Genomic DNA, 22,336 nt, shown 5'->3' with positions numbered 1-22,336 from the left:
TTATTAGGACGACTGTGAAGAGAAAATGTTTCAAAAAAAAATCAATTAAATTTTTATGAAAACTTTTGATATTCAAGATATTATTTAGATAATAGCTTTTAAAGCAAGCAAACCAAAAAAGAAAGAATTTTTATTAACTTTTTTGTTAATAAGAAACCATAAATAACTAAAAAGTTATTTACTTATAACTATATTAATTTTGTAAATTTGCCTGCGTTTATAAGCGCAATATGACAAGTACAAAATACATATTTGTAACCGGAGGGGTTACATCTTCTTTAGGAAAAGGCATTATAGCAGCATCTCTAGCTAAACTTTTGCAATCTCAAGGCTACCGAGTTACTATTCAAAAATTAGACCCATACATTAACGTAGATCCGGGTACATTAAATCCTTATGAACATGGTGAATGCTACGTTACTGAAGATGGTGCCGAAACAGATTTAGATTTAGGACACTATGAGCGCTTTTTAAATGTTCCTACAAGTCAAGCTAATAATGTTACCACCGGACGCATTTACCAAAGTGTAATTCAAAAAGAAAGACGTGGTGAATTTTTAGGTAAAACGGTACAAGTAGTTCCTCATATAACTGATGAAATAAAACATCGTATTCAGCTTTTAGGAAATTCTGGTGATTATGATATTGTAATTACCGAAATTGGCGGAACTGTAGGTGATATAGAATCTTTACCATATATTGAAGCAGTACGTCAACTACGTTGGGATTTAGGCGAAAACAATGGTATAGTAGTACATTTAACATTAGTGCCATATTTATCAGCAGCAGGTGAGTTAAAAACCAAACCAACGCAACATAGTGTAAAAACCCTAATGGAAAGTGGGGTACAAGCAGATATATTGGTTTGTAGAACCGAGCACGATTTACCTAAAGATTTAAGAAGAAAATTAGCATTATTCTGTAATGTTAAAGAAGAAGCTGTTATACAATCTATAGATGCATCAACCATTTATGATGTACCAAATTTAATGTTAGAAGAAGGCTTAGATAAAGTAGTTTTAAAAAAGCTTAATCTTGAAAGTTCACAACCAAATATAAATAGATGGAATGAATTTGTGAAGCGTCATAAAAACCCTAAAACAGAAGTAAACATTGGTTTAATTGGTAAATATGTTGAGTTACAAGATTCTTATAAATCTATTTTAGAAGCTTTTATTCATGCAGGAGCAGAAAATGAAGTAAAAGTAAATGTAGAGTCTATTCATTCAGAATATTTAAATAGTGATAATATTGAAGTAAAATTATCGCATTTAGATGGTGTATTGGTGGCACCAGGATTTGGAGAACGTGGTATTGAAGGAAAAATTGATGCAGTAAAATTTGTTAGAGAAAACAACATTCCTTTCTTAGGTATTTGTTTAGGTATGCAAATGGCAGTTATAGAATTTGCAAGAAATGTTCTTAAAATTAAAGATGCAGATTCTACCGAAATGAATCCAGAATCTAAAAATGCAGTAATAGATTTAATGGAAGAACAAAAATCTATTACAGACAAAGGAGGGACTATGCGTTTAGGTGCTTGGGCTTGTAATTTAAAAATAGGAAGTAAAGTAAGAGATATTTATAAAGCAGAAACCATTAAAGAGCGTCATAGACACCGCTATGAGTTTAATGGTAATTACAAACAACAAATGGAAGAAGCTGGTATGATTGCTACAGGATTAAACCCAGATACTGGTTTAGTAGAAATTGTAGAAATACCAGAACATCCTTGGTTTGTTGGTGTACAATATCACCCAGAATATAAAAGTACGGTGGCTAATCCGCACCCTTTATTTGTTGCGTTTGTTGCTGCAGCTCTAAAATATAAAAGCAAGCAAAAAGGTGTCAGTATGGCACAAAATTAAAATTGGATAGTTTATTGATAGGCTATAAATCATTCCTGCTTTAGCAGGATTTGTTTTTAATTAAAAGATAACATGGAAGAAAAAAAGTTAGACATAAACTCAATAATTGGTTTTGTACTTATATTTGGGATATTAGCGTATATGCTATGGCAAAATCAGCCAACACCAGAAGAACTTGAAGCACAAGAAAAAGCAAAACAAGAACAAGTTGAAGCAGAACAAAAAGCTAATCAACAAGATCAAACCAATACCGCTACAGTTTCAGATTACGTTATTGGAAACCAAGCAGATTCACTTCAACAAATTGCTTTAAAAAATAAGTTAGGAGCATTTGCTTATTCAGCTTTAAAAGCTTCAGACGAAGAAACTATTGTTGAAAGTGACTTACTAGCTTTAAAATTTAATAATAAAGGCGGATACCTCTCAGAGGTTAGACTAAAAGAATTTGTAGATTTTAGAGAACAACCCATTTACCTTATAAAAGATAACAACGCTTCTTTTAATATTAATTTCGGAACAACCGATAGTAGAATTTTAAACACCCAAGATTTGTATTTTGAACCTACTATTACAAAAAATAGCAATATCACGGTGGTTTCTATGAAACTAAAGGTATCTGAAAGTAAATTTTTAGAATATAGATATGAGTTGAAAGATGGTGATTATATGATGGATTTTACCATCCGTTCTCAAGGGCTAAGTGATGTTATAAATGGTTCTCAAGAAATTAATTTAGATTGGAAACATAAAGGATATCGTCATGCCAAAAGTATTTCATATGAAAATAGATATACCGATATTCATTATGAATATGAAGGCGGTAAAGATGATTACACAGGTATGCGTGATGCCGATGAAACTCTTGAAGATGTTACTTGGATAGGGTATAAGCAACACTTTTTCTCTTCTATTTTATTAACAGATACACCATTTAAAACAACGCATATTACTTCAAAAAATTTAGTTGAAGATGAAGCAGTTGATACCATTTACACAAAACAGTTTACATCAAAAATTCCATTAGAGCTAAAAGGAGGTGAACTTAATTATAATATGGATTGGTACTATGGCCCAAGTGAGTTTAAAACCTTAAATGCTTATGATAGGAATTTAGATGAAATGGTGCCACTAGGTTGGGGTATATTTGGTTGGATAAATCGCTATTTATTTATGCCCTTATTTAGCTTTTTGGGAAGCTTTATGCCATACGGAATTGCTATTGTAGTTATGACTATTTTGGTAAAAATATGTTTGTCTTTTGTACAGTATAAACAATTCTTATCTCAGGCAAAAATGAAAATTTTAAAACCAGAGTTAGATGCTATACGCGAGAAGTACAAAGACAATAAAATGAAAGCGCAACAAGAAACTATGGCCTTACAAACAAAGGCAGGTGCAAGTCCGTTAGCAGGTTGTATCCCAGCTTTAATTCAATTGCCAGTATTCTATGCCTTATTTCAGTTTTTCCCATCGGCATTTCAGTTAAGACAAGAAAGTTTCTTGTGGGCAGACGATTTGTCATCTTATGATACGGTTGCAAACCTTCCTTTTAATATACCATTTTATGGAGACCACGTTAGTTTATTTCCTTTATTAGCATCTATAGCAATTTTCTTCTATATGCGTTTAACTACGGGTCAGAATGTACAAACAGCACCACAACAAGAAGGTATGCCAGATATGGCAAAAATGATGAAATACATGATGTATTTCTCTCCAATAATGATGTTGTTTTTCTTTAATAACTACGCATCAGGATTAAGTTTGTACTATTTTATTTCTAACTTAATTAGTATTGGAATTATATTGGTAATCAAAAACTATATTCTTGATGAAGATAAGATTCATGCTCAAATTCAAGAGAAAAAGAAAAAACCAAAAAAAGAAAGTCGTTTTCAGGCTAAAATGAAAGAAATGATGGAGCAAGCCGAAAAACAAAAACAAGCACAACAAAAAAGAAAAAAATAATTTAAGGCTGCCTTTTGGCAGCTTTTTTGTTATATACAATTTCAAAATATATATTTCGTTTTGTATTTAATAATTAATAATGAACTTAAATTTATAACCATTTAAACTTGTTTTATGAAGCAATTACATTTGATTATAATTTTATTTCTTTCTTTTTCTGTATTAGCACAAAATATTAATCAATTTGATGAAAATGGTAAGCGCCATGGTGTTTGGAAAAAGAATTTTGAAGACACTAAAGTACTTCGTTATGAGGGTGAATTTAATCATGGAAAAGAAATAGGAACCTTTAAATTTTATAAAAATATTAGAGGTAAAGCTGTATTAACAGCCACCAAAGAGTTTAATGAAAATAATAATAAAGCATTAGTTAAGTTTTTTACTTCTAAGGGTAAAATTATTAGTGAAGGAGAAATGGATGGTAAAAAGTATATAGGAACTTGGAAATACTACCATAATACTTCTGACAAAATAATGACCTTAGAGAACTATAATGAAAATGGTAATCTTGATGGTGAACGTTTTGTTTATTATTCTAATGGAAAAATAGCAGAAAAGAAAAATTATGTTAATGGTAAGTTAGAAGGAGAAGCTATCTGGTATTCAATTAATAATGTTGTTTTAAAACGTTTTGTATATGAGAATGATGAATTACATGGAGCGTCTAAAATTTACAATACTAAAGGCGAGTTAATTATAGAAGGAACTTATAAGCATGATAAAAAACACGGCATTTGGAAATATTACGAAAACGGCAAATTAGTTGAAGAAAAAGATTTTACTCCAAAATCGAAATATGAAAAGAAAAAGCTTCCTAAGTAGGAAGCTTTTATTTATATAGACAATTTAATAGAGAGATAAAATATAGTCTATAACAACTAACCAAATGTATTTTCTTTTTTTATGATGGTGGCAACTTTAAATATTGTTTTTGGTTATACAATTTTATTACATTAACAGCGAGATAATGTTTGTAAATTGTACGTGTCATTTAAAGTTGCTTGTACCATCATATTATTTATGTCGCTGTTTTAATTTTATTAATTATTACTAGGTAACAATACTTTATCTATAACATGTATAACACCATTTGTTGCTAAAACATTTAATAGACTTGGTACTAAACCAGCCGCTGGATTAGAGCCTGCAGCATCTTGTACAGATAAATTACTAAGGCTAATAGTAACATCTTGATCGTTTAACATGGTTACATTACCATCTACTAAATCTGTTGAGAAAACATTTAAATTTGCCTTAACAACATGATGGGTTAGTATGCCAGCTACTACCGAAGGCTCTGAAGCATTTATTGTTGCTAAATCTAATCCAGCAGCTTCAAAAGCAGCATCTACAGGGGCAAATACTGTGAATGGACCATCACCTGCAAAAAAGTCTGCTAAACCAGCTCTTGCAAGAGCCGCAGCTAAAAGAGTAAATTCAGCAGGATTACCACCTGCAAAATCACCTACTATTTCGTTTATAGTTTGGGTTGGAGGTATTAAAGTTCTATCAATAACATGTACTACACCATTAGAACCAACTATATCGGTCAATACAACAGTAGATATTCCGTTTATAGATACATCTCCACCAGCATTTGTTATATGAATGTTTTCGCTTCCTAATGTAGGTACGCTAGCAGCAGCACCTGTTGTAGATGGTAGCATTGAAGCCATAATTGTACCATCAATAACATGATATGCTAAAACAGCATCGGCACCATTAACATCTGTTATTCCAGCAGCTTCAAAAGCAGCATTAGTTGGAGCAAATAAAGTTAAGCCTTCATCACTAGAACCATTACCTAAGAGTAATCCTAAAATGTCTGTGTTTGCATTTTGTACGGCAGCAATTAATGTTGTAAAATCTTTATTAAAATAAGCAGGAGCTACAATAGTGCCCACTATAGGTAATATAGAAGGCGGAACTATAACATTATCTATAATATGTACTATACCATTTGTTCCTTCAACGTCTGCAGTGGTAACTGTTGCACCATTGATGGAAACACCATTGTTTTCGGCTAATAAATCTGCTTCTTCACCATTAGCCATAGAGATAGAACCAGTTGTAACAGCACTTGCTTCTACTGCAGCTGCTGTAAATACGTGATATTGTAAAACGTTTTTTAATACATCTTCAGGAATGTCATCAATGGAAGTTTGTCCAATGGCAGTTAACAATGCATCAAAGGCATTATTATCTGGTGCAAAAACTGTGTAAGTTCCACTCTCACTTAAAAGGGTTACCAGGTCAGGATATTTAATTAAAGCAGATACTAAGCTTGATAGTTGTGGTGTTGCCTGTGCAAGTTCTACAATGGTATTTGTTGGTTCTGGATCAACAATTACTGTGTCATCATCATTATCACAAGAAAATGATAGTAATGTTATCATAACTGATAACATGATGTTTGTTAATGCTGTTAATGTTTTCATAATATTCATAGTTTTATTTGTTTTGTTTATCAAATATATAAAAAAGTTAAACAAAAATAAAAATTTTGTTTCATTAAATGTAAAAATAATTAAACAAAATAGTTTTGCTTTACTTGTTTTAAAGCACATATTCTATGTAATATATGTATCTTTGTGCCTTAATTTAATTATCATGAAACGTGTTATAGTAGGACTTTCAGGAGGAGTAGATTCTAGTGTTGCTGCTTATTTATTAAAGGAACAAGGGTATGATGTTATTGGTTTGTTTATGAAAAACTGGCATGATGATTCTGTGACCATATCAAACGAATGCCCTTGGTTAGATGATAGTAATGATGCTATGTTAGTTGCGGAAAAATTAGGTATTCCATTTCAAACGGTAGATTTAAGCGTGCAATATAAAGAGCGTATAGTAGACTATATGTTTAAAGAGTATGAAAATGGAAGAACCCCAAATCCAGATGTGCTTTGTAACAGAGAAATAAAGTTTGATGTTTTTATGGATATTGCTTTAGAATTGGGAGCAGACTATGTGGCAACAGGACATTATTGCAGAAAAGGAACTATAACAAAAGAAGGGAAAGAGATATATCAACTTCTTGCAGGCGCAGATAATAATAAAGACCAATCTTATTTTTTGTGTCAGTTATCACAAGAACAATTATCTAAGGCTTTATTTCCGATAGGAGAATTAACAAAACCAGAAGTAAGAGAAATTGCAAAAAAACTAGATTTGGTTACTGCCGAAAAAAAAGACTCTCAGGGGTTGTGTTTTATTGGTAAGGTAAAATTACCAGACTTTTTACAACAACAATTAAAACCAAAAGAAGGAGTAATTGTTGAAGTAGCTGCAGATGAGCCTTTATATGAAGAGGAAATACATGAATTTAATTCTAAAGAAGAAGAACTGAGTTTTTTATCAAGAAAATTGAATTATTCTTTAAATAATGGTAAAGTGGTAGGTAAACACCAAGGAGCACATTATTTTACTAAAGGACAACGAAAGGGACTAGCGGTTGGTGGTACACCAGAACCATTATTTGTTATAGAAACCAATGTTGAAGACAATATAATATATACAGGGCAAGGTAAAAATCATCCTGGGTTGCTAAAAAAAGCACTCTTTATAACTAATGAAGAATTGCATTGGATTAGAGAAGATTTAACCTTATCTACAGATGAAACAATGGATGTTGAAGCACGTATCAGGTACAGACAACCATTACAAAAAGCAAAGCTGTATAAAGTAGATGATGGACTTTATATTGAGTTTGAAAACTTACAATCTGCCATTACCGAAGGGCAATTTGCTGCATGGTATATTAATAATGAATTAATAGGTTCTGGAGTAATTTCGTAAATTGCACTTAATCAAAAACGTTAAAATGGAAAAGAAATTACTTTTTTTAATACTACTGTGTGCTCAAAATATACTTATATCTCAAGAAGATGCCTGGGTTTATTTAATAGATAAAGAGAATGTTCAATCATCTATTTCTAATCCAATTTTAATCTTAACACAAGAAGCAATAGATAGAAAAAATGCCCATGGTGTAGCTATTGATGAACGCGATGTCCCTGTAAACGAATCTTATATCACCCAACTAAAGAATGCTACAGGAATAACCGTGATGGCAAAATCAAAATGGTTTAATGCAGTACATGTTAGAGGTACAGAACAAGATATAAATAACCTAAAAACTACATTTTCTTTTGTAGATTATATAGATTTTGCAGACAAAAGTTTAAATAATAAGAAAGAAACAAAACAAAATAAGTCTGATAAACTTAAAACCGTTTTAACAGAATTTAATTATGGCAGTGCCTTAAATCAAATTCAAATGATTAATGGAGACAAACTACATGAATTAAATTATACGGGAACTGGTGTGAAGATTGCGGTTTTAGATGCAGGATTCCCTAATGTTGATAATATGTCTAGTTTTGACCGTTTAAATAATGCAGGAAACGTTAAAGAGGTGTATGACTTTGTAGATAGAGATACTGATGTTTACAATAGTTTAGAAGATAACCATGGAACTTTAGTTTTAAGTGCTATGGCTGGTTATGTTGAAAATCAATACGTAGGAACAGCACCAGATGCAGAGTATTATTTATTTATTACCGAAGATGCTGGAAGTGAAAACCCCATAGAAGAAAGTTATTGGGTAGAAGCAGCAGAACGCGCCGATAGTTTAGGCGTAGATATTATAAATACGTCTTTGGGATATACAACATATGATAATTCAAATTATAATTACACGACATCTCAAATGGATGGTAATACAGCCTTTATAACCAAAGGAGCTAACATTGCATTTGAAAAAGGTATGCTGTTAGTAACTTCTGCAGGTAATTCAGGAGGTGACAGTTGGGGTATAGTAGGGGCACCTGCTGATGCTTCAGGAGTACTTTCTATTGGAGCTGTTAATTCTTCAGGAACTTATGCATATTTTAGTTCACTTGGTAATAGCACGCAACCCTCACAAAAACCAGATGTTGTGGCTCAAGGGGAAGCAAGTGCTGTAATTAATGAGAATGATGTTATTTCAACAGTTAATGGTACATCTTTTAGTTCACCCATTATGGCGGGGGCAATTGCTTGTTTATGGCAAGCTTTACCAAATAAAACTAACGCTGAAATTATGCAGTTAGTCCGTGAATCGGCATCACAATATACTACACCAGATTATTATCTAGGGTATGGAATACCAGATTTATTATCAGCATATAACTCTCAGGTGTTATCTGCAGATAATGAAAACACATATCATTACAGTTTACATCCAAATCCTGTAAAAAATAAAGTCTTTATTAATAGTAATTTTGATATAAAATCACCACTAACTGTTTCTCTGTTTAACATCTTGGGTAAACATATTTCAACTTCGCATATTACAAGTCAAAATAATTTTATAGATATGTCTTCATTGTTAGCAGGTATATATTTAGTAAAAGTTGAATCTAAAGTCTTTAAAATAGTTAAACAATAATGTCCAATAGAATTACAGATTTGTTCCAAATTGAATACCCCATAATTCAAGCAGGAATGGTTTGGAATAGTGGTTGGCGCTTAGCTTCGGCAGCTAGTAATTCAGGGGTTTTAGGGTTAATTGGTGCGGGGTCTATGTACCCAGAGGTATTGCGAGAACATATTCAAAAATGTAAAAAAGCTACCAATAAACCTTTTGGTGTTAATGTGCCAATGTTATATCCAAACATTCAGGAGATTATGGATATAATTATTGAAGAAGGAGTAGAGATTGTGTTTACTTCTGCAGGAAATCCTAAAACGTGGACGCATTGGTTACAAGAAAGAGGAGTCACGGTTGTACATGTAGTAAGTAGTGTTAAGTTTGCACTAAAAGCACAAGAAGCAGGAGTAAATGCTATTGTAGCCGAAGGTTTTGAAGCAGGAGGACATAATGGTAGAGATGAAACTACAACGCTAACATTAATACCTATGGTGAAAGAGCAAATACAAATCCCGTTAATAGCGGCAGGAGGTATTGCAACAGGTAAAGCAATGTTAGCATGTATGGTTTTGGGAGCTGATGGTGTGCAAATTGGTAGTAGGTTTGTAGCTAGCAAAGAAAGTTCTGCACATATTAACTTTAAAAATGCAGTTGTTAATGCTAAAGAAGGAGACACTCAACTAACTCTAAAAGAACTGGCACCTGTAAGATTAATAAAGAATAAGTTTTATAATGAGGTTCAAGAGTTGTACAAAAAAGGAGCTACGGTTGATGAACTTAAAACACTTTTAGGAAGAGCGCGAGCAAAAAAAGGTATGTTTGAAGGCGATTTAGATGAAGGTGAACTTGAAATAGGACAAATTTCTGGACTAATACATGATATTAAACCCGTTAATAAAATAGTAAAAGAAATTATTACAGAGTTTGAAGAAGCTAAAAACCAATTGCATAATTTAAAATAAATTTAACGTCTATATAAAAATAAAAAAGGAGGAAATTATTTCCTCCTTTTTTATATCGAAACTTCATAAGTAATATTTAATCCCTAATAAAATAAAAACCTTCAGTTCCTCTAATATAATAGCTGTTATAGCTGATTTGGGACGGGCAAATGTAAGAAAAATAAATACCTGCAAACTATAAAGTTTCCTTAACTTATTAACATATGTTAATAACATATATTTTCAATCTAAATCTTAAAGTTGGCTAATGCAAAAGCTAAAGAGTACTTTTGCAAAATGCAATTAAAAAACTACACAAAAGAATTTAGGTACAATTGGCAATTAGCAGCACCAGTTATGTTAGGTATGTTGGGGCATACCTTTGTTAGTTTTGTAGATAATATTATGGTAGGGCAGTTAGGAACTGCAGAATTAGCAGCTGTATCATTAGGGAATAGTTTTATGTTTATAGCCATGTCTTTAGGAATTGGTTTTTCAACAGCAATAACACCTTTAATTGCCGAAGCCGATGCAGAGCAAAACTTTTCTAAAGGAAAATCTTCATTCAAAAATGGGCTTTTTTTGTGCACAGTATTAGGAGTGTTTTTATTTCTAGTACTATTTTTTTCAAAACCACTAATGTATTTAATGAAACAACCACTTGAGGTTGTAGAGTTAGCAATTCCGTATTTAGATTTGGTAGCATTTTCATTAATCCCATTAATTGTTTTTCAAGCATTTAAGCAGTTTAGTGATGGACTTTCTATGACCAAATACCCCATGTATGCTACAATTTTAGCTAACATTATAAACGTTATATTAAACTATATTTTAATTTTTGGAAAGTTTGGTTTTCCTGTAATGGGTATTGTAGGTGCTGCTTATGGAACGCTAATTTCAAGGTTTATAATGGTTGGTTATTTATGGCTTCTTTTAAGAGGCAAAGAAAAATCTAAAGCTTATGTAACAAATATTAAGTTTTTAGTTCTTAATAAATTGATGATTAGAAAGATTATTAATTTAGGTACACCCAGTGCTATGCAAATGTTTTTTGAGGTAGCTATTTTTACTGCTGCTATTTGGTTAAGTGGTCTATTAGGTAAAAATCCACAAGCAGCAAATCAAATAGCATTAAATTTATCGTCTATGACGTTTATGGTGGCTACAGGATTAAGTGTAGCCTCAATGATAAGAGTAGGAAATCAAAAAGGGCTTAAGAATTATGTTGAGCTTAGAAGAATTGCCTTTTCAATATTTTTATTAGGTGTAGTATTTGCCTTTTGTTTTGCCCTTTTGTTTTTAGTTTTACACAATTATTTACCCAAGTTGTATGTAGATTTTAATGATGTTAAAAACTTAGCAGATAATACCGAAGTAGTTGGTATAGCTTCTAAATTATTGGTTGCAGCCGCTATTTTTCAGGTAAGTGATAGTATTCAGGTTATTGTTTTAGGAGCCTTACGTGGTTTGCAAGATGTTAAAATACCAACCATTATTACATTTGTATCCTATTGGTTAGTAGGATTTCCCGTTAGTTGGTTTTTAGGAAAATCTGCAGCTTATGGTAGTTTTGGTATATGGTTAGGCTTATTATCAGGTTTATCAACAGCAGCTATTTTGTTGTATATTAGATTTAATTATTTAACTAAAAGATTAATTTTGACTAAAGAATAGAAATTATGTCCTTACCCAAATTTATACTTGGTGATAATACAGATTATCCAAATGCTATTTATGTAATTCATACAGAATTTCCTAGATTTATAATCAATCTTGAAAATGATGAGGTTGAGTGGTTTGAAGATTTTGATGCCGAAGACCAAAAAGAACTTGAAACAGAAACTCAAAATGCTATCAAGTTAGCTACCGAGTTTTATGATAAAGAAATTGAAAAATATGATGAATAGTATTTTAATGTTATTTTTATGTTAGAGAAAATTTTAAAGTATGATACAGAGTTATTTCTATACTTAAATAATTTAGGAACAGAAAGTTGGGATTGGCTTTGGTTGCTTATTACAGATAAGCTTACATTCATTCCGCTATACGGATTATTGCTATTTTTACTGTATAAAAAATATGGATTAAAATCATTATTAGTTTTTGTAATTGTTGTAGCCCTAATGATAACATTTACAGATCAAATAACAAATGTATTTAAGCGAGGTTTTGAAAGACCTAGACCATGTAGAGATGAAGCAGGGTTAATAGACCAAATGCGTTTTATAGCAGTACGTTGTGGTAAATATGGGTTCTTTTCAGGGCATTCATCAAACTCTATGGCTGCTGCGGTTTTTGCAGGTTTATTACTTAGACCATATTATAAAAATGCTATTTTCATTCTATTGTTTTGGAGTGCTGTAGTTGCTTATAGTAGAATTTATGTAGGAGTACATTACCCAACAGATATTATTTGTGGCTTAACCTTCGGAGCTATTTCTGGGTTTATCTTTTATAAATTATCTAAATATTTATTAAAACGTTACGTAACTACTTAGGTATTTAAGTTTAGCAAATAATCAGCTGCGGCAAAAGGCGTTGTTTTATTATTTCCAATAAGTTTTAATTGTTTTTGTAATTCCTCCTTAATTTTAGGATTATTAAAAAAATCGGCTTTTAGTTGTTGTTCAATAGTTTGAATAAGCCAGTATTTATTTTGCTCATTTCGCTTTGCATTAAAATAATTGTTTTTTGTAGTTGTTTTAACATAATCTGAAATAATATTCCAAATACTACTTATACCTCTATTTTCAATAGCACTACAAACGGTAACTTTTGGTTGCCAGTTTGATGCTTTTTCAGGGTAGAGGTGGAGTGCTCTGGTAAATTCAGTTTTTGCTAGTTTTGCCGCTTTTAAATTATCACCATCTGCTTTATTAATAACAATAGCATCGGCCATTTCAATAATACCACGTTTAATACCTTGTAATTCATCGCCAGCACCCGCAAGTTTTAGTAATAAAAAGAAATCTACCATGCTATGTACGGTGGTTTCACTTTGACCTACACCAACAGTTTCAATAATAATAACATCAAAACCTGCCGCTTCACACAGGGTAATGGTTTCTCTAGTTTTTCTGGCAACACCTCCTAAAGAATCTCCAGAAGCAGACGGACGGATATAAGCGTTTTTGTCTCTTACTAAAGCTTCCATACGTGTTTTATCTCCTAAAATACTTCCCTTTGTAAGAGAACTACTTGGGTCTATAGCTAATACAGCTACACGTTTTCCTAAGTTGGTTAAGTGTTTTCCAAAGGTTTCTATAAACGTACTTTTTCCAACACCTGGCACTCCTGTAATACCAATTCTAACAGATTTATTAGCATAAGGTAAACAGGCTTTTATAATAGCATTAGCTTTGTTTAAATGTTTAGGGTTTTTACTTTCAACTAAGGTTATAGCTCTACTTAAAGCAGCTATATCTTTATTTAAAATAGAAGTAATTAAGGCTTCAGTATCAATATTGGTGTGCCTTTTTTTATTGAGTTTTTTTATAGAATCTTTATTGGTAATTTCTGAAATAGAAACACCATCTGTTTCTTGTAGTGCTGTTTTTTTTGATTTTGCCACTAGTTTGCAAATGTTTCTACTAAGATAAGCAATTCAAAAAGCTAATGTATTTAACTTTTTAGGGGAATAGCAATTTTAACATCATCCCAAGCCATGGTTAAATATAAATTATCGGTAGAGTTGTCAAAAGCTATGGTAAATTGCTCTACTACAGTTTCTAGTTTTTGAACAGGAACTTCAACATTTATAACGTCATAATTAGGATCCCACATTGGGTTCATTTCAGAATCTACACCCCATTCGTACTGTTTAGAGTTAAACATTACTGTCCATGTAGAATCTTTAGGTACCGTCCATAACGTGTATTTACCAACAGGTAAAACCATGTCATTAATTTTAAGCGCTTTATTGGTTTCAAATGTTGTAGCTTCATTTGCTCCTGTTCGCCATACCTTATCATAAGGAACAAGAGCCCCAAAAATTTCTCTGTCTTTTTTATAAGGTCTGTTATAGAAAACTTTAAGTCTTAAATCATTCAGTTCAAATTTTACAGTATCTTTAGGACTTAGGCGTTTTTCAAAAATATTTTCAACAAAAACAGAATATAAAAATAGACCTAAAGCTATTATAGAAAGTAAAATTAATACACGTTTTAAGAAGGCGTTCATAGAGAGCTTTTTTTTCGACATAAATATACTTTAAAAACTTATAATTACTATAACCCTAACGTTTAATTAACCAGTTTTAATATTTATTTAAGAAAAATTTAATTTTTTGCAACACTTCAATTTTTTAATCGTCTTTTAAAACGAACTAACTTAGACCAAAAGAAACATTAGTATGTTTAAAGTTAACATTATTGAGCAATGTAAACAAAACAACCGAAAAGCTCAATTGCAGTTATACAACCAGTACTGTGATGGTATGTATATTGTAGCTAAAAGGTTTTTAAAAGATGCTAATGATGCTGAAGACGTAGTACAAGAAGCCTTTATTAAAGCTTTTTCTAAACTACATCAATACAAAGCAGAAGTTACTTTTGGGGCTTGGTTAAAACGTATTGTAGTTAACAAGAGTATAGACTTTTTAAAATCTAAAAAACAACAACTTGTTGAATTAGAAGAGGTGCACCTAAAAGTAATTGATACTCCCGTTAACAACAAATGGTTAGTAGATGATGTCATTACAATTAATGATGTAAAACAAGCTATAGATAAGCTACCAGATAAATATAAATATGTAGTTATGTTGTATTTAATTGAAGGCTATGATCATCAAGAAATATCAGAAATTTTAAACATTTCTGAAGTGGCATCTAGAACGCAATTATCTAGAGGAAAAGTAAAATTACAAGAACTATTAACACTTAAAAATCATGGCACAAGATATTAGAGAGTTATTTAAAAATGATAAAATAACAAAAGAAGAGATGCCTAAAAACCATCAGGAACGTTTTATTAAAAAATTAGATAAAGCATTTCCAGAAACCAGAAAATCAAGTTTTAGATGGTTGCAGATAGCGGCAAGTATAGTAGTGGTTATTGGTTTAACTTTTGGAGGTTATAAGTATTTTACCAAAAAGAATATTGAAGAACCAACAAAAGTTGTAGCAAACAAAAGTATTGAAACCAAAACTCTAGGAGATATATCACCAGGTTTAAAAAAGGTTGAAGACTATTATTTAGCAAGTATTAATTTAGAACTTTCTAAAATTAAATACACACCAGAAACTAAAGACCTTTTTGACGGTTATATAGAACAATTAGCAGAACTAGATAAAGAGTATAAAAGATTGTCTTTAGAATTAACAGAATCTGGCCCCAGTGAGTTAACTGTTAATGCCTTAATAGATAATTTAAAATTGCGTTTAAACTTATTATATCGTTTAAAATCTCAATTAAAAGAATTAACATCTTCTAAGATAGCAACAGAAGGCGTTAAACAATCAATCTAAAAAAATCAAAAAATGAACAGATCACTTATAAAATTTAAATTGTTAATAGTAACCTTTTTTACCGTTGGTAGTTTATATGCACAGAAACAAACCAAAGTATCACAATCTATAAAAGTAGATAAAGATGTAACAATACATTTAAATACAAGTTATTGCAATATTGTTTTTGATACTTGGAATAAAAATACTGTTGAAATTGAAGCCTATGTTGAAGGTGAAAATTTAAGTAGTGAAGAATTAAAAAACGCTATAAAAAACTGGAATGTAGATGTAGATGCATCAAGCAATGAAATAGTAATTAATGCCATAGGTTCTGGCAATGCTAAATGGGTATATAGAACAGCACCTCATGATTATGATGCCATTAATGCCGTATTAAGAGAATTAAAATATGAATTGGCAGAAATACCAGAGATAAATTTTAGTTTTGAAATGCCTGAAGTACCTCAGGTTCCAGAGTTGCCAGAAATACCAGAAATGCCAGAGTTACCTCCTTTGCCTGAAAATGTAAAAAGTTTTCAGTTTGATTATGAAGCCTATAAAAAAAATGGTGAAAAATATTTAGAAGAATATACTAAACAGTTTGAATCTGCTTATGGTGAAGACTATGCAAAACAAATGGAAGCATGGGGAGAAAAGTTTGGAAAAGAATGGGGAGAGAAATACGGAAAAAAAATGGAAGAATGGGCTAAAAGCTTTGAAAACAATTGGGACAGTAAAGCGTTTGAAGAACGTATGGAAGCTTGGGGAGAACGTTTTGCAGAACAAATGGAAAAGCAAGCAGAACAGATTGAAAAACACCAAGAAACAAGAGAAAAGGCACTTGAAAAACGTGAAGCTATGAGAGAAAAACTCTTAGAAAAGCGTGAAATAGAAAAAGAAAAGCGCGAAAAATTAGCAAAAGAAAGAAAGGTTTTAATTGAAAAATTAGTTAATAAAGATACCAATTCTAAAGTTAAAAAAACTATTAAGATTAAAATGCCAAAAGGCGCTAAGTTAAAGGTAAATGTAAGACATGGTGAAATTGAATTTGCATCGAATATTGATAATTTAAGGGCAGACTTAGCCTATACCAAACTAACAGCTAATAGCATTAATGGAGGGACAACTTCCATTAGTGCTTCATATTCACCAGTGTATGTAACTAACTGGAATTTAGGAGAGTTAAATTTACATTATGCAAAAACAGTAGAGTTGAATAATGTAAAACATCTTGTTTTAAATTCTAACTCATCTAATGTTACTATAGATAATTTGTTAGGAAATGCTATTATTGACGGCAATATAGGAGATTTAAATATTTTACGAATAGATGATGATTTCACTAATTTAAATGTTATTATTCAAAATTGTGATGCTATTATAGCACTACCAAAAGTGAATTATAATTTGCAGTATAAAGGAAATAGATCGCGTATTAGCCATCCGCAAAAAGAGAGTTACAATACATCAACTTTTTCAACAGGAAATTTAAGTAGCGGAAAAAGTATTGTGGTTAATGCTAAATACAGCAATGTGATTATGAAATAGAATTATCCTTTTTCTTTTTTACCATTAACGGTGTTTTATTTAAATCAAAAATTTTAAAATATTTGATGACATTTTAATAGAATACCGATACTAGATTAAATAATAAAAATAAATTATGAAAAATCTAGTAACAATTAACAAACTCCTTTTAACATTTTCTGTCTTTTTACTCATTATTATATGCTCTTGTAAAAAAGATGATGGTGTAGATAACGATGAAACCCAAGATTTAAATGAAGATTTAACTTATACAGAAATCAATGTTATTCTTCCAGATGGCTCTAATATAACTACCCAAGACTTAACTGTTATTTCAAATTTAGAAGATTCAAGTATTTCTAGTGGAGGTAAGGTGTCTATACCGCATACCAGTGAAAATAGATCCTTAGCTATTTTAGTAAACCAAGAAAAAAAACCTGTTTTAATTGGGTTTATACATGAGGGTAATTCTGAAATATCGGTAGCGTCAACATTAGAAGCTTTATATTATTATGGTTTAGGCACATATTTTTTAAATGAACCAGTAAAGGATGAATATTTTAAACAATCATCATCATTAAAAGACTTTGAAAATACTGTAAATGAGTTTGAAGAAGCTTTTAAAAACAATTCAAACTTTTTAAATTCAAATGAATTCTTTGTTTGGTTTGAAGAAAAACTAGAGCTAATTAGAAACGATGACATTGAAAACATGGCAATGCGAAGTGTTTTAGTTGATGCTAACGATGTTAGAAGTGGCATTCAAGTATTTGAAGATACCGGTTTGAATATAAAAATTGCTAACGATTTTAGAAGAAGAGCCCACGCTTTTTTATATAAAACCAAGGTAAAACCATATGAGGATACTGAACAAGTTATAATTTCTGATATTGTTTCAACTAATGCTGCTGCAGTAAAGGATATAGAAATAAAACCTATTAAGGCAAAAAGAGAGTTTCTAGGTATTATAGGAGATTGGGCAAGTGGTGTTGGTGTAGAGTTTTTCAGAACAGAGACAGAACCGTTAGAATTAAACTTAGAAGATCATGAAGAATACGCTAATTATAAAGTAAGAGTTGTAGGGCCTGCCTATGCTATTGTAAATGAAAAAGAATTTACCTTAACTGAAAGAGAAAAACTAGATGAAGTTATTTATGAAACTTTAGCTTTAGATTATATTTTACCTGCTTTTATGGATCTTGTTGGTGAAGCAAAATTACTTGATGAGGTAAATGAAAAACATTTTGAACATTTTACAAAAACATTAAATACTATTGTTAATTCAGTACCAGCAACGTTTGAAGCTCTTAAAAAAGGAGATTATAAAACCGCAGTTTCAAGTTTCTTTGAATCATTTTATGGTAATGCAATTGGAGAGTTAAAAGACGATTTAATTGAAGCGTTTAGAGATGGTTTATTAAACTATAAAATAAGTATTTCAAATGGTAATAATCTTGCTATTTTAAAAGACTCACAAGAAATAGTAAATAAATTTAATGGACTCAATAAATATTTAGAGTGGACAGATAAAATTTTAAAATTATCAGATTATTTAACTATAATAGCTGGTACAGCAAAAAGTAACTATTTAGAAGAATGGGATGTAAAAGCAAAGCAAGACCCAGTTACTCTAGAACCACAAGAACCTATAGCCTTTCCGTATATTAAAACATATATTGAGGCAATTGTAAAGAACAAATCATTAGCTAGTGGAGAGGTTTATGTTTATGATTGGGAGGTAACAGGAACTTATGGTAAAATATTTGATACTAAAGGACATGAAGGATCTAGTTTTCAAAGTAGTGATAAAGAAGTATATTATTTATCTGAAATAGATGATGATGATTTACCAGAAAATGCAGAAGAAACTTTAATTACCAAAGTATATGTTAAGCAGGGAGCTAATTTAGATTTAGTAGGAAGTGATACTATAGCAATGAAAGTACTTCCGTATAAATACCAAATACTTCCAGATGGAGCTACAATTAATGGAAATTCTAGTTTAAATTTAAAGATTTTAAGACCAGATTATACAGAAGATGTTACTAACAACCCACAGTTAGATTATAAAATTGTATGGAGAACCTCTGGTATTTACGGAACATTTTCAGGAGGCGATAAAACAATAACAACCTATAATAGTAATGTGATAAACTACAAAGCTTTAGATGAAGATGTTGAACATGGTGTTGAAAGTGTAAGTGCTCATATTTATGGTAAATTAAAATCAGAACCCAATAGTGGTTATGAACTATATGATGAAATATCTGCAGAAGTAAATATTAAAAACGATGAAGAGAAACTATATTTTGTTGTTCCCGCTGAGTATATATCTTGGGGGCCAGAAGTTGGAGATCTTTATACAAGTTGTGGCTCTTATGTGGTATTTAAAGTAAATGCTATAGAAAATGCTATTAATTATCAAGCAACAATTCTAGAATATAGTCATCGTACAACACCTTCAGTAATTGGACGAAGTGAATCTTGGACTCCTGAAAGTAGAGAATTAACATCAGAAGGGGTGTATCATGCCTTTGAAAACATTAGGTTTCAATCTATAGGAACACCAAATCATTTATTTACTGGTTGTCCAGAAAGTCCGTTTGCTTCCTTAAAGGGAGCAGCACAAATTGTAGTTACTGTTAAGAAGTAATTTTCAAAATAAAGAGAAAAACACATTTTTAGGTGTTTTTCTCTTTATTTTAAAATTTTTTGAAAGTTCTTCAAGATCTACTTATTTGCCAAAAAAACATTTTTCTCCTTAATTTAAACCCTAATTTTTTATACAAATTTATCGGCCCCAAGTTGGTTTCGTCTACATGTAAAAAAGGGATTTTATCTTTTTCTAATATTTTTTTTACAGTATGTCCAATTAATTGTGTTGCATAGCCATTTCCTGTATAATTTGGGTGGGTAATTACTGCGCTAATTTCGGTAAAATGTTTTGTTTTAAATCGTTCTCCTGTAACAGCAACTAGTTTGTTTTGTTTATAAATTCCGTAATATCGACCTAATAAATTTGTTTTCTTTTTAAAAAAATGTGGGTATACTAAACCTACCAAATCTATCAAATCTTTATAATGAGTTTCACTTAGCTCAACAATATTTTCTATGATAGGTATATTAATTTCATTATAAATAATCATTTGTAAACCTACATATTTCTTAAGGTTAAATGTATTTGGTAGTTTAGGTTTATTACCAACTATAAAAAAATTATCTAATAAATGTGCATGTTTTTCTATAGCATCACTAGTATCTTCATTGTTTATAAAAGCCCCAAAGGGAGTAAAGTCTGGGTGGTAAAATTTTACATTTCCGTAGTTAATACATTCATTATAGTGTGTGTCTGATAATGCAAACCAAACGGGATTATCTAAAGGCGCTTCAGAATATGACATTATTTAAGCAAAATATTTAATTCTTCAATAATATTTTCAATTGGAGATTGGTAATCAAACCACAAGGTATCTTCATTTTTTTTAAACCAAGTGAGTTGACGTTTGGCAAACCTACGGGTGTTTTTTTTGATTTCAGAAACTGCAAAATCTAAAGTCCATTCGCCATCAAAATATTTAAAAAGTTCTTTGTAGCCAACGGTATTTAGAGCGTTTAAGTTTTTATAAGGAATAAGGGTTTCCACTTCTTTTAATAAGCCCATTTTCAGCATAATATCTACACGTTGGTTAATTCTGTTATAAATAATTTCTCTATCGGCTGTAAGCCCAATAGTAATAGTTTTAAAATGCCGTTTTGCTTTGGCTTTATTTAAAAATGATGAATAGGGTTTGCCAGTACCAATGCAAATTTCTAAAGCACGAATTACTCTGTGCGGATTATCAATTGCAATGGTGTTGTAAGAAGCTTTATCTAAATTCTTTAATTGATTTTGAAGTGTTTCTAAGCCTTCATTTTTTAGTTTTTCATTTAAATGCTCTCTTATAGAGCCATTAACATCAGGAAAATTATCTAAGCCTTTTGTAACAGCATCAACATACAAGCCAGAGCCACCTACCATAATTACAATTTGGTGTTTTTTAAAAAGGGTGTCTAATTTTTGTATAGCTTCTTTTTCAAACGTACCTACACTATAATTTTCTTGTATAGATTTATTATGAATAAAATGATGTTTAGCGGCTGCCAATTCCTTATTAGTAGGCGCTGCTGTACCAATTTGCATTTCTTTAAAAAACTGTCTTGAATCTGCAGATATTATTTCAGTATTAAAATATTGCGCTAGCTTAATACTTAAAGCAGTTTTGCCAATAGCTGTAGGGCCTATTACAGAAATTAAGTAATTAGTCATGATGTAATTTATAACCACATTTATAACAGAATTGTGCGTCGTCTCTATGAGATTGATTTAAGCAATTAGGGCAACATTGGGAGTTGGTAGAAACACTAGTTTTGTTATTTTCAGTACTTTTTTTCTCATCAGGTTTGTTTGTGTTGCTTTGATTGGTATATTCTGCCGATACTATACCTGTAGGAACAGCTATAATGCCATATCCTAAAATCATAACTAAAGAAGCTAAAAGTTGTCCCAAAGCTGTTTGGGGAGCAATATCACCAAAGCCAACTGTAGTAAGGGTTACAATACACCAATAAACGCTTTTAGGAATATTAGTAAACCCATTTTCTTCACCTTCTACTAAATACATAATGGTACCCAATATAATAGCTACAATTAAAACGGCAAAAAGGAATACAGATATTTTAGCTCTACTAGCTTTTATGGCGTTAACTAATTTGTTAGAAGCCCCTAAATATCTGGCTAGTTTTAATATTCTAAAAACCCTTAACAAACGTAATGCTCTTAAAGCAGCTAAGGCATGAACACCTCCTATTAAAAGCGAAATGTATTTTGGTATGGTTGATAGCAAATCTATAATACCATAAAAGCTAAAAATGTACTTAAAAGGTTTTTTAACTGTAATAATTCTAATAATATATTCTATGGTAAATAGTATGGTTATAATCCATTCAGAAATATTTAAAAACGTATGGTATTTAGCGTCCAAGCTTTCAACACTTTCTATCATTACCAGTATTATACTAGCTATAATTACAAATAGTAGTATAACGTCAAATAGCTTACCTTCTTTAGTGTCTGCTTCATAAATAATTTCATGAAGTTTAGATTTCCAAGGTGTTTTTGTGGAGTTTGCCATA

At 30.9% G+C, this 22,336-nt stretch carries 19 protein-coding genes; 13 read left to right on the top strand and 6 right to left on the bottom strand.

From position 1 onward, the window contains the following. Positions 1 to 230: 230 nt before the first annotated feature. The 3 genes from J1D01_RS10350 (at position 231) to J1D01_RS10340 (ending at position 4,658) form a co-directional block, all read left to right on the top strand. Positions 231 to 1,868, top strand: coding sequence for a CTP synthase (locus J1D01_RS10350; protein ID WP_372936056.1), 1,638 nt, complete (start codon positions 231 to 233; stop codon positions 1,866 to 1,868). A 72-nt stretch (positions 1,869 to 1,940) separates the two neighbouring features. Further along, on the top strand, positions 1,941 to 3,836 hold the full coding sequence (gene yidC / locus J1D01_RS10345) for a membrane protein insertase YidC (protein ID WP_372936054.1): 1,896 nt from the start codon (positions 1,941 to 1,943) through the stop codon (positions 3,834 to 3,836). A gap of 114 nt (positions 3,837 to 3,950) precedes the next feature. Beyond that, positions 3,951 to 4,658 (top strand): toxin-antitoxin system YwqK family antitoxin, encoded by a 708-nt coding sequence (locus J1D01_RS10340; protein ID WP_421150744.1) that lies wholly within the window; start codon positions 3,951 to 3,953, stop codon positions 4,656 to 4,658. A gap of 218 nt (positions 4,659 to 4,876) precedes the next feature. Here the strand turns inward: J1D01_RS10340 and J1D01_RS10335 are convergent, their stop codons facing one another. Beyond that, the gene (locus J1D01_RS10335) at positions 4,877 to 6,274 is read right to left on the bottom strand and encodes a fasciclin domain-containing protein (RefSeq protein ID WP_421150743.1); all 1,398 of its coding nucleotides are present in this window, start codon (positions 6,272 to 6,274) and stop codon (positions 4,877 to 4,879) included. Between the two features lie 172 nt (positions 6,275 to 6,446). Between J1D01_RS10335 and mnmA the strand changes: the two genes are divergently transcribed. The 6 genes from mnmA (at position 6,447) to J1D01_RS10305 (ending at position 12,688) form a co-directional block, all read left to right on the top strand. Beyond that, positions 6,447 to 7,634 carry a tRNA 2-thiouridine(34) synthase MnmA gene (gene mnmA, locus J1D01_RS10330; protein WP_372936049.1) on the top strand — a complete coding sequence of 396 codons (1,188 nt, stop codon included), beginning with the start codon at positions 6,447 to 6,449 and terminating at the stop codon, positions 7,632 to 7,634. Positions 7,635 to 7,659: 25 nt separating this feature from the next. Next, positions 7,660 to 9,267 carry a S8 family serine peptidase gene (locus J1D01_RS10325; protein ID WP_421150742.1) on the top strand — a complete coding sequence of 536 codons (1,608 nt, stop codon included), beginning with the start codon at positions 7,660 to 7,662 and terminating at the stop codon, positions 9,265 to 9,267. After that, the gene (locus tag J1D01_RS10320) at positions 9,267 to 10,211 is read left to right on the top strand and encodes an NAD(P)H-dependent flavin oxidoreductase (protein WP_421150741.1); all 945 of its coding nucleotides are present in this window, start codon (positions 9,267 to 9,269) and stop codon (positions 10,209 to 10,211) included. The genes J1D01_RS10325 and J1D01_RS10320 overlap by 1 nt, the downstream gene beginning before the upstream one ends. A gap of 276 nt (positions 10,212 to 10,487) precedes the next feature. After that, positions 10,488 to 11,864, top strand: coding sequence for an MATE family efflux transporter (locus J1D01_RS10315; RefSeq protein WP_421150740.1), 1,377 nt, complete (start codon positions 10,488 to 10,490; stop codon positions 11,862 to 11,864). 5 nt (positions 11,865 to 11,869) lie between these two features. After that, positions 11,870 to 12,097 carry a hypothetical protein gene (locus J1D01_RS10310; RefSeq protein WP_076696994.1) on the top strand — a complete coding sequence of 76 codons (228 nt, stop codon included), beginning with the start codon at positions 11,870 to 11,872 and terminating at the stop codon, positions 12,095 to 12,097. Between the two features lie 18 nt (positions 12,098 to 12,115). Continuing rightward, positions 12,116 to 12,688 carry a phosphatase PAP2 family protein gene (locus J1D01_RS10305; protein ID WP_421150739.1) on the top strand — a complete coding sequence of 191 codons (573 nt, stop codon included), beginning with the start codon at positions 12,116 to 12,118 and terminating at the stop codon, positions 12,686 to 12,688. Here the strand turns inward: J1D01_RS10305 and meaB are convergent. Continuing rightward, the gene (gene meaB / locus J1D01_RS10300; protein ID WP_421150738.1) at positions 12,685 to 13,761 is read right to left on the bottom strand and encodes a methylmalonyl Co-A mutase-associated GTPase MeaB; all 1,077 of its coding nucleotides are present in this window, start codon (positions 13,759 to 13,761) and stop codon (positions 12,685 to 12,687) included. The genes J1D01_RS10305 and meaB overlap by 4 nt on opposite strands. Before the next feature lie 50 nt (positions 13,762 to 13,811). Then, positions 13,812 to 14,390 (bottom strand): DUF2911 domain-containing protein, encoded by a 579-nt coding sequence (locus J1D01_RS10295; RefSeq protein ID WP_372937610.1) that lies wholly within the window; start codon positions 14,388 to 14,390, stop codon positions 13,812 to 13,814. 151 nt (positions 14,391 to 14,541) lie between these two features. Between J1D01_RS10295 and J1D01_RS10290 the strand changes: the two genes are divergently transcribed. From J1D01_RS10290 to J1D01_RS10275, 4 genes are all read left to right on the top strand, one after another. Beyond that, positions 14,542 to 15,093, top strand: coding sequence for an RNA polymerase sigma factor (locus J1D01_RS10290; RefSeq protein WP_421150737.1), 552 nt, complete (start codon positions 14,542 to 14,544; stop codon positions 15,091 to 15,093). Then, positions 15,077 to 15,655: a hypothetical protein gene (locus J1D01_RS10285; protein ID WP_372937612.1), complete on the top strand. Its 579-nt coding sequence runs from the start codon at positions 15,077 to 15,079 to the stop codon at positions 15,653 to 15,655. Before J1D01_RS10290 ends, J1D01_RS10285 begins: the two co-directional genes overlap by 17 nt. Before the next feature lie 12 nt (positions 15,656 to 15,667). Beyond that, entirely contained in the window at positions 15,668 to 17,185 is a 1,518-nt protein-coding gene (locus J1D01_RS10280) for a hypothetical protein (protein ID WP_421150736.1), read from the top strand. Positions 17,186 to 17,300: 115 nt separating this feature from the next. Continuing rightward, positions 17,301 to 19,817 (top strand): hypothetical protein, encoded by a 2,517-nt coding sequence (locus J1D01_RS10275; RefSeq protein ID WP_421150735.1) that lies wholly within the window; start codon positions 17,301 to 17,303, stop codon positions 19,815 to 19,817. Positions 19,818 to 19,887: 70 nt separating this feature from the next. On the opposite strand, the gene J1D01_RS10270 is transcribed toward J1D01_RS10275, so the two are convergent. Genes J1D01_RS10270 through J1D01_RS10260 form a run of 3 tightly spaced genes read right to left on the bottom strand, consistent with a single transcriptional unit; the run spans position 19,888 to position 22,335 of the window. Then, positions 19,888 to 20,565, bottom strand: coding sequence for a GNAT family N-acetyltransferase (locus J1D01_RS10270; protein WP_421150734.1), 678 nt, complete (start codon positions 20,563 to 20,565; stop codon positions 19,888 to 19,890). Further along, positions 20,565 to 21,470: a tRNA (adenosine(37)-N6)-dimethylallyltransferase MiaA gene (miaA, locus tag J1D01_RS10265; protein ID WP_421150733.1), complete on the bottom strand. Its 906-nt coding sequence runs from the start codon at positions 21,468 to 21,470 to the stop codon at positions 20,565 to 20,567. The genes J1D01_RS10270 and miaA overlap by 1 nt, the downstream gene beginning before the upstream one ends. Next, a complete protein-coding gene (locus J1D01_RS10260; protein ID WP_372937616.1) occupies positions 21,463 to 22,335 on the bottom strand; it encodes an ion transporter in 873 nt (290 codons plus the stop codon). The genes miaA and J1D01_RS10260 overlap by 8 nt, the downstream gene beginning before the upstream one ends. Position 22,336: the final 1 nt, after the last annotated feature.

Source organism: Seonamhaeicola sp. NFXS20, from assembly GCF_049132085.1.
GTDB lineage: Bacteria > Bacteroidota > Bacteroidia > Flavobacteriales > Flavobacteriaceae > Seonamhaeicola.
The sequence above is the reverse complement of the archived record's forward strand: the minus strand, read 5'-3'. Positions and strand labels throughout refer to the sequence as shown.